This window comes from Nonomuraea sp. 3N208, assembly GCF_052245935.1.
In the GTDB taxonomy this organism is placed as follows: Bacteria; Actinomycetota; Actinomycetes; order Streptosporangiales; family Streptosporangiaceae; genus Nonomuraea.
Map to the genome: position 1 here is coordinate 70,870 of NZ_JBQQBR010000039.1, position 12,083 is coordinate 82,952.

At 67.3% G+C, this 12,083-nt stretch carries 9 protein-coding genes and 1 pseudogene; 7 read left to right on the forward strand and 3 right to left on the reverse strand.

Annotated elements, in window-relative coordinates; all coding sequences use genetic code 11:
• Window positions 1-74: 74 nt before the first annotated feature.
• The 5 genes and pseudogenes from ACTWPT_RS44275 to ACTWPT_RS44295 form a co-directional block, all read left to right on the forward strand.
• Window positions 75-400 (forward strand): annotated as a pseudogene (locus ACTWPT_RS44275) (XdhC family protein); the annotation flags it as partial.
• A gap of 63 nt (window positions 401-463) precedes the next feature.
• Window positions 464-1,939, forward strand: a complete 1,476-nt coding sequence (locus ACTWPT_RS44280) for an aspartate aminotransferase family protein (protein ID WP_443183543.1) — start codon at window positions 464-466, stop codon at window positions 1,937-1,939.
• A 27-nt stretch (window positions 1,940-1,966) separates the two neighbouring features.
• Window positions 1,967-3,046 carry a phosphotransferase gene (locus ACTWPT_RS44285; protein ID WP_443183544.1) on the forward strand — a complete coding sequence of 360 codons (1,080 nt, stop codon included), beginning with the start codon at window positions 1,967-1,969 and terminating at the stop codon, window positions 3,044-3,046.
• A 392-nt stretch (window positions 3,047-3,438) separates the two neighbouring features.
• Complete coding sequence (locus ACTWPT_RS44290; RefSeq protein WP_443183545.1) at window positions 3,439-4,611, forward strand: ROK family protein; 1,173 nt, start codon at window positions 3,439-3,441, stop codon at window positions 4,609-4,611.
• Between the two features lie 202 nt (window positions 4,612-4,813).
• On the forward strand, window positions 4,814-4,978 hold the full coding sequence (locus ACTWPT_RS44295) for a hypothetical protein (protein WP_443183546.1): 165 nt from the start codon (window positions 4,814-4,816) through the stop codon (window positions 4,976-4,978).
• A 149-nt stretch (window positions 4,979-5,127) separates the two neighbouring features.
• Here ACTWPT_RS44295 and ACTWPT_RS44300 read toward each other — a convergent pair whose 3' ends face one another.
• Window positions 5,128-6,174, reverse strand: coding sequence for a LacI family DNA-binding transcriptional regulator (locus ACTWPT_RS44300; RefSeq protein ID WP_443183547.1), 1,047 nt, complete (start codon window positions 6,172-6,174; stop codon window positions 5,128-5,130).
• 279 nt (window positions 6,175-6,453) lie between these two features.
• On the opposite strand from ACTWPT_RS44300, the gene ACTWPT_RS44305 reads away from it, so the two are divergent.
• Window positions 6,454-7,269: a sugar-binding domain-containing protein gene (locus tag ACTWPT_RS44305; RefSeq protein WP_443183548.1), complete on the forward strand. Its 816-nt coding sequence runs from the start codon at window positions 6,454-6,456 to the stop codon at window positions 7,267-7,269.
• Complete coding sequence (locus ACTWPT_RS44310) at window positions 7,270-7,938, forward strand: glycoside hydrolase family 2 TIM barrel-domain containing protein (RefSeq protein WP_443183549.1); 669 nt, start codon at window positions 7,270-7,272, stop codon at window positions 7,936-7,938.
• Window positions 7,939-7,991: 53 nt separating this feature from the next.
• On the opposite strand, the gene ACTWPT_RS44315 is transcribed toward ACTWPT_RS44310, so the two are convergent.
• A complete protein-coding gene (locus ACTWPT_RS44315) occupies window positions 7,992-10,979 on the reverse strand; it encodes a cellulase family glycosylhydrolase (RefSeq protein WP_443183550.1) in 2,988 nt (995 codons plus the stop codon).
• 11 nt (window positions 10,980-10,990) lie between these two features.
• Complete coding sequence (locus ACTWPT_RS44320; protein WP_443183551.1) at window positions 10,991-12,007, reverse strand: LacI family DNA-binding transcriptional regulator; 1,017 nt, start codon at window positions 12,005-12,007, stop codon at window positions 10,991-10,993.
• Between the last annotated feature and the right edge of the window lie 76 nt (window positions 12,008-12,083).

Genomic DNA, 12,083 nt, shown 5'->3' on the forward strand with positions numbered 1-12,083 from the left:
TTGCAGCAGCGGGCCGGGCAACGCGTCCAAGACACAATCCCGATGTGCCTTATAAGGCCGCCTTATAAGGCGGCGACGAGCGCACGGTGATCGCCGTGCTCACTCACGATCCCAAGTTCGACGTGCCACTGCTGAAAGTGGCGCTGCGCACCCCCCCGCCGGGTACACCGGCGCGATGGGCTCGCTGCGCACTCACCAGGACCGGCTCACCCGGCTGCGCGAGACGGGTGTCGCCGACGCCGAGCTGGCTCGGCTCCGCTCGCCGATCGGCCTCGACCTTGGCGCGCATACCCCCGAGGAGACCGCCGCGGCAATCGGCGCCGAGCTGATCCAGCTCGGATGGGGCGGGTCGGGACGCCCGCTGACCGACACCGAGGGCCGCATCCACGGCGAAGGCTGAACACCGGTACGGCAGCTCACCTCGCAGAGCGGAGTCAAGCGAGCAACGTGCTCGATCTGCCGTTTGCCGATCACGTTGCCGCAGCCGTGCACGAGTGATAAGTTTCAGGATGGAACTGAAACGAAATATGGCAGGCTGCCGCTGAAGCAGCCGCGACGAGATGCAAGCCACGAAGGAGGGGACCTGCTGATGGCTTCCACGCTGAGTCGAGCGCTGGTCAACTACCCCAACGGGTTCGACCCCGCAGCGCTCGGTGAACTGCCCGAGCGATTGCGGTCCACCGTCAAGCGGCGAAACAACGTGCTGGGCCCTGGTTACACGCTGAACTACCGGGAGCCGGTCGAGTTCGTCTCCGGTCGAGGTGCTCACCTGTTTGACCGGGATGGCAACGACTACCTTGACGCCTACAACAACGTGCCGTGCGTCGGTCACGCACACCCGCACGTTGTTGAGGCCGTGTCCCGCCAGATGGCGGCGGTCAACACCAACACGCGCTATGTGCAGGAATCACTCGTCGACTACGCCGAGCGCCTTGTCGCGACTATGCCCGAAGCGCTCTCGAGGGTCAGCTTCGCTTGCAGCGGGTCGGAGGCGAACGACCTGGCCATGCGCGTGGCTCGCTTCCACACGGGCGGCGAGGGAATCGTAGTGACTCGCTGGGCTTACCACGGTCTCACTCGCGAGGTCGCGAGCTTCTCGCCGACGCTCGGTGCGGGGTCACCGCTCGGGCCGAATGTGCGGCTCATCGATGCTCCTGATCCGCGACTCGTCCCGCCGGGTTCATCGCTTCCCGACCACATGCGAAGCCAGGTGCGCGGCGCGATCAACGACCTCGAGCGCCACGGCTACAGGCTTGCGGCGCTGATCACCGACTGCGCGCACTCCAGTGATGGCCTCTTCACCGATCCTGTCGGTTACCTGCGTGACATGGTCGAGGAGGTGCACGCCGCGGGCGGCGTGTACATCGCCGACGAGGTCCAGTCGGGATTCGCCCGGCTCGGAGAGTCGATGTGGGGGTTCAGCCGCCATGGGGTGCTTCCGGACATCGTCACGATGGGCAAGCCCATGGGCAACGGCATGCCGATCTCCGGTGTGGTGTTCAGGCCCGAGGTGTGCGACGAGTTCGGGCAGAATGTCCGTTACTTCAACACCTTTGCGGGCAGTTCGATCGCGGTTGCCGCCGGTGCCGCGGTTCTGGACGTCTTCGAAGCGGAGAACGTGCAGCGGCGAGTTCTCGACAACGGCAGGGCGCTTCGAGCCGGCCTTGAGGAGATCACTCGCGAGTCTCCCTACGTCGCAGAGGTCCGCGGCAGTGGTCTGTACGTGGGCGTCGAACTCGTGAAGGACCGGGAGTCGCTGGAGCCCGATCGTGTCCGCGCTGAGCACGTCATCAACGACATGCGTGAGCGTCGCGTCCTCATCAGCGGCACCGGGAAAGCAGTCAATGTGCTCAAGATCCGACCGCCGCTGGCCTTCGACTCGGCCGACCTGACGCGATTCCTCGAGACCTTCGCGGAGATCGCCGAGATGCGCCTGTAGCAGGCCGAGAGCCGAAGGGACCGAACGGTGAGCACCTCGCCCCCCGCGCGTATCGCCCAGCAGTTGTTCGAGGAGAGCGGCCTGGCATCGTCCCACGAGTCCATCGAGACGAACGTGGTAGACGCCCTCCTCGCCCGGCACTACCAGCTGAGCGGACATCTCGAGCGGCTGGCAACCGAGAAGGACGACACGTTCCGGCTGCGGACCGGCACGGCTGACCATCTCGTCAAGGTTTCCCCGCCTGACGAGGCGGTAGCTGTCGTAGCTCTGCAGACGGCTGTGATGCGCCACCTCGAAGCCGAAGCTCCTCATCTCCCTCTCCAGCGGGTCAAGGAAGCCATCGAAGGCAGCGACAACGTACTGATCGAGACGAAAGACGGCGGGGTTCGAGTCCTGCGGGTCTTCGACTTCGTCGAAGGTGCCGTCCTGGCGCGGACGAACCCCGATCCCCAGCAGCTTGCGAAGGTCGGGCAGATGCTCGGGCGAGTGGATCTGGCTCTGCGGTCATTCAGGCATCCAGCGGACGAGCGGCGCCTTGTGTGGGACCTTCGACACTTTCACCAGCTGCGGGAGCTCATCGAGTACACGCCCAGCGCCGCGCACCGTCGGCTGGCACAAGAAGTGTTCCGTCTTTTCCACGAGAACGTTGTTCCGAGGCTGAGTGATCTCGAGACCCAAGTGATCCATGGTGACTACAGCCCCTACAACGTCCTGGTGGATCCGCGAACAGACAGCTTCGTCACAGGAGTAATCGACTTCGGTGACAGTGTGCGCAGTGCTTTGATCTTCGATCCTGCTGTGTCTCTCGCGAACCTTCTCGGCCGGACGCCGTGGGATCCCTGGCGTGAGGCATGCAGCTTCGTCGCGGGATACGAGCGGGCCCGGCCGATCAAGGACACCGAACTCCCGCTCCTGCCTGTTGCCGCGCTGGCACGCCTGACACTTCGCGCGCTGGTCACCCATTGGCGCGCGGAACGAGTGCCGGAGCGTCGCGACTACCTGCTCGAGCACGCCAGAGACGACTGGGTCAACGTGGAGCGGGCCATAGCCGTCGCCATGGAGGAGGTCGTGGCCCGCTTGCTGAGCACCCGCCATGACACGCCTTGAGGCGGCGCGACTGCGGCGACACTCGTCGGCGTCCGACACGGCAGACCTGGCCGCACTCGACGAGATCGTCACCCCCGGCGGCCGCATTGTCTGAACGCCAACTTTCCCACGACCACCGAGAATTGAGGCTGAACCCTATGCGAGAGACGTCACCTTCGACGCCTACGCCACCCCGGTGGACTTCCAGGACAGAGAACACAGAGCCGAGCGCTGCGACCCCGCCTCCAGCAGGAGACGGCCACGAGGTTCTCCCCTCTGAGGGGAACAGGCGGAGTTCATCAGAAGCGCAGGCGGGCCAAGGATCAGCAGCTTCGCCGACGCCCACGGGCGGTTCAGCAAGTGCGGCAGAGACCACTGGTTCGGGCTGCGTATGGTCTCGCTAAGGTCATGAGGTGAGCAGCATCAACCCCACACCACGCGACTACAACAAGGCAAGTGTCCTTGACGTGGTTCTCTCCCATGCGCCGTTGACCCGGAACAGGCTCATCGAGCTCACAGGGTTGAGCAAGGCGACGGTGTCGCGGGCCGTCGAGGAACTGCGCTCTGACGGGTTCGTCGTGGACGGGGGAGTCGACGCCGTCGTCGGGCGTGGCCGTCGGTCGACGTACCTCGATGTGCCTGAGACGGCCGGACACGTCGTGGGGGTCAGCTTCGGCGCCCTGACCACCGGGGTGCTGGCGACCGACCTACGCGGCCGTGAGATCGGACACGTGATCGTTCCGACGGTCGAGCACCACGACGTCCCCGCTGCCGGCCATTGGCTGGTCGACCTGATCGCGCAGGCCGGCGCATCCGCACGAGGGCCACTGCGCCAGGTCGTCGCGGCACTGCCCGCCCATGTCCGCGACGGCGTCGAGGTCTTTCGGCCTGCCGATCCGATGAAAATCTTCTCCGGCAGAGACCTCCACCGAACCGTTGAAATGCTCGTCGATGCTCCAGTGACCTTCGACAGTGACGCGAACGCGTCCTTGCTCCGGGTGCTCACGGACGACGCGAGTATCCATAACGCTGCCCTGTTCAGCGTCAGCAGCACCCTGAATTTCGCCACCTGCATGGACCAGGAACTGGCTCGGGGACGTACTCCTGCGTTCGGCGACATCGGTTCCCTCTCCTCGGGCATCGACGACCGCACCCTCAACGGGCTGCTGAGCACCGCAGGGCTGGTGAAGTTCGCTCGCGAACACGGACTGGACCTCGAACGCGTCGAGGACCTGTGGCTGGCACCTCAGGACCATCGTGCCCGTGCCGAGATACTCAAGGCGTTCACGACGGCGGTGACGACCGCCGTGAGCATCGTCGCCGTGACACTCGATCCCGAGTCCGTCTACTTCGTCGGCCGGTTGCACCCCTTGGTGGACGAGGTGCTCCCCGAGGTACGCAAGCGACTCGCACAGAACTTGCCGGCCGTCCCCCGGATCACGACCGTCTCGCAGATTCTGGGACTCTCGGTAGCACGCGGCGCGGTGCACGCCTGCCTGGCCATGACCCACAACCGCCTACGGGACACGCTGCTCAAGGCACGCAATCAGGGACCGCGGCAGGGGCAAGCTGCGCCGGCATTCTGATCCGGACCGCGAGCATGAGGACGAGAGCGCCGTCCTCCCCGTGGAACACACATACCGCGCACAGCCGGGGCCTGCGCACGTTCTTCCATTTCCTGTGGTTCGCCCGCGAACAGTGCGACTGGTCGCCGGGGCATATGGATGAGTGGTCGCTGCACTTGACGGCTGAGCTGCATCTGGTTCCCTCTACGATCCGCGCGTATCAGTGCACGGTCCGGTGCAGTTCACCGATCGCGCCCGCGCCGTCGAGCTGCTCATCGAGCGCATCGCCGATCCGGCCACTCCGCACCGCGATCTCCTCCTCGCTCCGCCCATCTCCCTCCGCGGGACCACCGCACCCGCGCGCCCCCGCGACTCCCTGCTCTCCTGACGAGGGGCGCGACTGTCGCTACGACCTCGCCGAGCTCTTCTTCCGATCCGCAGAAGGACCTGCTCCCCCGCGGCGCCCCATTGGTGACAGGGGTGCCGCGGTCGGGCCTGCGCGTTGCGGGCCGTGTCGGCCTGCTCCACCAAAACGGCTCAGCCGCTCGGCGGTGCTGTGCTCTCGCGGACCGTGAGGGTCGTCGCGATCTCCAGTCCCACCTGGGGAACCGACTCCCCACGGCCGATGGCCAGCGCCAGTTCCGTGGCGGCGACCGCCATCTCAGTCAGCGGCTGGTGAACCGTGGTCAAAGGCGGGTCGACCCAGGCCACGACCGGAAGATCGTCGTAGCCCACTACGCTCAGGTCCCCGGGGATGGACAGCCCCAGGTCGCGAGCGGCCTGGTAGACGCCGAGCGCTTGCATGTCGTTCGCGGTGAAGATCGCGGTCGGCCGGTCATGCCTGGACAGGAGTTCGCGCGCCGCGGCGCAGCCGTCCTCGCGAGTGAGAAGGGTCCGGACCAGGAGTTCGGGATCCGGGTGAACGTTGGCTTCAGCCAGCGCGGAGTGGTAGCCGGCCACTCTGGCGCGACAGAACGAATGATCAGGTCCGCTGATCATGGCGATGCGGCGGTGTCCCAGTTCGAGCAGGTGCCGGGTCGCCGCCTGGCCACCCCTCCAGTTGGTGGCGCCCACGAAGGGGACGCCGTCCGGCAAATCGTCGATCGGGTCGTAGACGACGTACGGGATGCCTTTCGCCTTCAACTTCTCACGCTCGGACGGCGATAGCTGCGCCACTGACAAGACGCAGCGAGGGCGCCGGCCGACCGTGTCGTCGATGGACATCGCAGGCGTGTCATGGAGGCCGAACTCCGAAACCATGACCCCGACCCGGTTCTTGCGGGCCACCTGCTCGACACCGCGGATGATCTCCACGGCCCACATGTTCTCAAGCTCGCGGAACACGAGTTCCACGATATTGTTCCGGCTGCCCGAGGGCCTGCGGTATCCGTGCCGATTGATCAGTTCTTCGACGCGGGCACGAGTCTGATCCGAGACCCCCGAACGTCCGTTGAGCACTTTCGACACGGTGGGGATCGAGACGCCTGCGGACTCGGCGATGTACGCGATGGTGACCGACGGAATTCCACCACCTCGCGCGTTCTGCTCGTCGGCCGCTGGTTCGCCCGGTCGGTTATCCGTCACGTTCACCCTTTCCTCATCAACGGCGGGTTCGCACCAAGGAAACTATAGAGCAAGCCAGCCGAAAAACTTTCTGCCGCTCACCACCGCTTGAGTTCCGTCTCTGACGGCAAGCCGTGGTTTCGCCTCGTGCACCGACGCAGGCGAGCGTGGCACGGCCGGCTTGCACAGTCGCGGTATGGCCGTTGGCGTGCCTGTCATCGCTGGTACGGCACGGCTTCCCGCAAGAGATGTTCGATAGGATGGTTTCGCGCGAAACTTTCGTGCCGTCCTGAGGAAAGCATGTCCCCTCGCTACTTCGAAGACTTCTCGCCCGGCTACGGCAAGCTGGCGCCGCGCGCCGTCCTCGCTTCAGACGCCCCGCGGCTCGACCTGAACGGTGACTGGGCGTTCCGTTTCTCCCAGACGGGTCTCGACGAGCCGGACGGCTTCGAGCTGCCCGGCTACGACGACATGGGATGGGACAGGCTTCCTGTTCCCTCACACTGGCAGCTCCATGGGTACGGCAAGCCCGCCTATCTGAACATCCCCTACCCGATTCCCCTGGATCCCCCGTTCGTTCCGGACGAGAACCAGACCGGTGACTATCGCCGCGTCTTCGATCTGCCCGAGTCATGGGACGGCACGCCTGCCGTGGTGCGCTTCGAGGGCGTGGACTCGTGCGCGCGAGTCTGGCTCAACGGGGTGGAACTGGGGGTGAGCCGGGGCAGCCGCCTGCCGGTGGAGTTCGACGCCTCGGAGGCGCTGCGTCCGGGCCGCAATGTCCTGGCTGTCAGGGTTCACCAGTACTCCTCGGGCACGTACCTGGAGGACCAGGACACCTGGCGGCTGTCCGGGATCTTCCGTGACGTCGCGCTGCTGGCCCGGCCTGTCGGCGGGATCCGGGACGTGTTCGTGCACGCCGACTTTGACGTCTCCGGCGGAGGCGGGCGGGTGCGATTCGACGTGGAAGCGGGGGCTCCCGCCGAGGTCAGCATTCCGCTGCTCGGGGTGGGTGCCGCCCCAGCTACGGAGACGTTCGCGTTCGGCCACGTGCGTCCGTGGAGCGCGGCGGACCCGTTCCTGTACGAGGCCACTCTTGCCACCCCGGCCGAATAGGTGCGCGTACGCTTCGGCTTCCGCACTGTCGCCATCGACGAGTCCGGTGTGCTGACGGTGAACGGGCGGCGAGTGGTGCTGCGCGGCGTCAACCGGCACGAGTTCGACCCCGATCGCGGCCGCGTGGTGAGCAAGGAGCTGATGCGCCGCGACGTGGAACTGATGAAGCAGCACAATGTCAACGCCGTCCGCACCTCGCACTACCCGCCCCACCCTGCCTTCCTGGATCTCTGCGACGAGCTCGAGGAATGGTCGCAGATCCAGTGGTTCGGCGCCGGACCCGGCGAAGCCTACCCCGACTCGCGGCAGGCGGCGCGGATCGCTCGCTTCCACGCCACGGTCGACGAGCTGCAGACCCCGTACGTCCGCCCGCAGGACAACGGATCTCGCGCCGACGTGCGGTGGGCCGAGATCACCGACCGGGCGGGCGCGGGAATCCGCATCGAGGGCGAGCCTCTGTTCAGCCTCGCCGCCCGGCGCTGGAGCGACCGGCACCTCGCGGCGGCCCGGCACCAGACCGATTTGGTCCCCGAGCCGCTGATCTACCTGTACACCGACCATGTCGTGCACGGCGTCGGGTCCGGGGCGGTCGGTCCCGGCGTCCTCCCCCAGTACCGGCTCGACGTCAGGGCCGCCGACTTCGCCTTCATCCTGTCGACGACGGCCTAGACCAAAAAAAGGGAGCCGCCCCGCATGTGCGGGGCGGCTCTCGGTGAGAAGGGTCAGGAGGCCGTGCCGGTGACCGTGTCGCCGGACCTGGTGACCTGGTAGGTGACCTTGGCGCCGCTCCAGAAGTGGAAGGTCAGCGTCAGCGGCGTGTTCTCCCGCATCTGGCTGACGAGCTCCTTGAGCAGGCGGATCGAGTTGTCGGCGTAGGCGGGAGAGTAGGACCTGCCGTACTCCTTGTAGGACGTCCAGTCGTGGGGTGCGGCGTTGGTGCCGTCGGCATACTTGGCCTCCATCGTGGCGAGCCGGTCACCGTTGAACTGGGTGGGGATCGTCAGCGACTCCGTGGTGCCGGTCGCGTTCGACAAGACCGGTGTGTCGTAGCTGATCACATAGATGTTCCACGGGATTCCCGAGGAGAACCGGGCCTGGATCGTCGCGTTGACGCCGTGGGACCGGTCGCCCGCCAGCCGGGTGAGGGCCGCCGCCGTGAGCGTGAGCTTGTCGCCGGAGACCGTGTAGTCCCGGCCCGGGGCGAGCCTGGCATCGCCATGCCAGAGTCCGCGGAACGAGGTCCCGTTCAGGTTCAGGGTGAGCGACCGGGCCTCGATCGCGCCCGACTTCGGCACGAAGATCGAATCAGTGGAGGCCGTAGCCGAACGCGTGGTCCAGCTCGACTTGATCTGAGCGAACAGCCCGGGGTCCTTCCACTGCTGCAGGGTCTCCCGGTTGAGGTGCTGGCCGTTGTCCCACCACATCGTGGTGAGCTCCTTGGCACGCGCCTGGTAACCCAGCATTTCGAAGAACTTCAGCTTTTCGCCCTGCTGGACGGCGTTCCAGTCCACGTCGAAGCTGAGCAGGCCGTACTCACCGACGATCACTGGGATGCCGCGGGAGACGAAGGTCTGGGCCGCCCTGTCGAAGTAGCCGATCAGGTCCTGCTGGGTCTCCTCGTTGAAGGTGGTGACTCCGGCGATGTTCACGCTGAACGGCCAGTAGCCGTAGAAGTGGATGGTCGCGGCCAGGTTCTTGTCGTTCAGCGCGGTGATCTCGTTGGAGAGTCCGTCCAGGTACTTCTGGTCCGCGCTGGTGTGAACGGTGGGCAGGACCAGGATCCGGTCGGCGTTGAGGCCGCCCGAGCCGCGGACGATGCCGTGGAAGGAGCGGTTGAGCTCGGCGAGGAGCTTGATCTTCTCCTCGTCGGTGGCGTTGTCGAATTGCGGCTCGTTGACGCTCTCGAAGAGCACCTTGCTCGGCGCGTCACGGAAGGCGGCGGCGATCTGGGTCCACGAGGCGTTGAAGCGGGCGACCACCTCGTCGTGGTTGGCGGGCATCTTGGAGATCCACTGCCACGAGTCGTGGTGGACGTTGATCAGGACGTAGAGGTCGGAGGCGAGCGCCAGGTCGACGACCTCCTTGACCCGGTTCATCCACTTCGCGTCGATGGTGTACGGCGCGGTGGCGGACTGGTGGTCGGTCCAGGTGATGGGGATGCGGACGCTGCGGAAGCCCTGGGCGCGGATGGCCTCGAACAGCGGCTTGGTGGTCAGGGGGTTGCCCCACGAAGTCTCGTCGGGGAACGCGTCCAGCGTGTTGCCCAGGTTCCAGCCGGGCTGCATCGCCGCCACGACGTCCATCGCGCTGGCGGTGTGCTTGTCGGTCGAGGCCGCGGTGGGGCTGGTGGCCAGCCCTAATGCGGTGATCAGCGCGATGAGGAGGCTCGCCGCGCGCGAGAGGGGGGTTTTCCTCATTTCTTCCCTTCCATGAGTCGCCACTGCGCCTGCTGCGCCGTGGGGTGGATGCGGTGCGTGAACAACAGGCAGCCGTCGCCGCCCATTCATGGCCTGGCCTCGTAGTCGAACCAGTCGAAGTGCACGGCGCCGGTCGCGGCGTACATGCCGACCACCCGGCCGGTGAAGCCGCCCGCCACCTCGGTGGAGAGGTATCGGCCGTCGAGCGAGGCGAGCACGGGTGAGGGCGCCGGCCTCGGTCTCGACGCCGAACGAGAGTGCGTCGGGCGCGGCGCGCGGGCCGTGCGGCGGCAGCGGTTCGTCCGTCTGGACAGCCAGCACCAGCGGGCCGGCGGGTGCCGGTTGTTCGGCCACCACCGTCCGCACCGAGCCGACGCGGGCGACTACCTGCACCTGGCCGTCTCCAGCCTCGATCTCGTAGTGGTGTCCCTCGTCGAGCCGGACAGCCAGGCCGCCACGGCCCTGTGCGGGGTCGATCATGGTGCGGGCGCGCCACCTCAGGTGCTGCGGGCGGCGGCCGAGGAGGGTCACGTCGGGCTCGTCCAGGGAGGCCCCGTGGGCGTGGAGCGTCAGCCAGCCGGCCCGCTCCTTCGTGGTGCACAGGTCCGCCGGGCGGCTCCGCAGCGAGATCCAGCACGCCTGGAGCTCGGCCAGGTCGAAGTCGTCCCTGTTCGATCCGTTCGGCACGCCGGGCACGAGCTCGCCGACGACAGGCCAGCCGTCCACCCAGGTCACCGGGGCGAGGAAGGTCTCGCGGCCCAGGACGTGCCAGCCGGGAGTGCCCCCGCCGGGCCGTACCCCGAGAAGGACCATCCACCAGGATCCGTCGGGAGCCTGGACGAGATCCGCGTGGCCGGTGTTCTGCACCGGGTGTGTGGTGCTCCGGTGCGTCAGGATCGGGTTGCCGGGGCAGGGCTCGAACGGCCCGTCGGGCGCGGGACCGCGGGCGATCGACACGCCGTGGCCCCGCTCGGTGCCGCCCTCGGCGATGAGCAGGTACCAGTACTCGCCGATCCGGTAGAGGTGCGGTGCCTCCGGGGCGGCGGCGCCCAGGGTGCCGGACCAGAGCTTGTGCGGCTCTCCGAACGTCTCGCCCGTCCGCGGATCGATGCGCACCTGCCCGACTCCGGCGAACGTGCACCAGCAGGTGCCGTCCTCGTTCCTGTCGAGCAGGGGGCCACCGGGGGTGGCCCGGACGCGGACGGCGTCCGGGCCCCACGCCTCGACGCGCAGGGTCTCACCCTTGGCACGCCATTCCAGGGCCTCGCCGAGGTCGCGGAAATGCGGGGACATACGAAGTGCTCCTAGATGAGGCTGTGTTCCGGGACCGGTCCGGTGCTCTGACGGACGGTCAGGGTGGGGCTGAGCAGCACGAGTTCGTCGGTGGGCTGCTCGCCGCGCGTGGATGCGGAGATCCGGGACATGACCTGCTCGACAGCGATACGGCCGAGCTCCTTCGCCGGGCCGGTCACCGCTGTGAGGGCCGGTGCGTGCTGCTCAGCCAGGTGATCGGGGCACAGGGCGATCACCGACGCGTCCTCGGGAACGGTCCGCCCGCTGGTGCGCAGAAGGCTGAGCAGCGGCCCGATGGCTCCCTCGTTCTGCACGACGAAGCCGGTCGTGTGAGGCCTGTCGGACAGGATGCGGCCGAGCGTACCTGCGGTGGCCTCATAGGTTCCCTCGCATGGACGGTGCAGGAAACGCAGACCGCGCTCCTTCGCACGCGCGCGGAACCCTGCGAGGGTGCGCTCGGCGTATCCCGCGTGCCGCCGGTAGATACCGGAGCCGTAACCGATGAAGGCGATGTCACGGTGGCCCAGGTCGGCCAGATGATCCGCGCACAGCGCGCCGGCGGCGGAGAAGTCGTGGTCGACGCAGGACAGTCCTCGGGGGTCGTCGGGCAGGCCGATGAGCGCCGCCTGGGTCCGCAGGTCTCCCAGCGTCGGGATGCGCTTGTCGTCCAGCTCGACGTCCATGAGGATGACGCCGTCGGCCAGGCCGCTCGCCGCGAGACGGCGGATACCGTCGGGGCCCTCGTCGTTGGTGATCAGCAGCACGTCGTAGCCCTGCTTGCGGGCCGCCACGGTGACGGAGGTGGCGATCTCCATCATGATCGGTACGTACACGTCGGTGCGGAGCGGCACGGCCAGTGCGAGGATGTGCGAGCGCCGGCCGGCCAGCGCCCGCGCCCCGGCGTTGGGGTGATATCCGAGCTCGGCCACCGCACGCTCGACCCGCCGCCGGGTCCCGGCGGAGACGGGGCGTTTGCCGCTGAGGGTGTAGCTGACCGTGCTCGGGGAGACGCCCGCGGCTCTGGCCACGTCGGCTATGATCGCCTGCCCTCTTCCGTCGGGCAGGCGACCAAGTCGCTGTGTTGATTGGGCGCCCTCGCTGCGC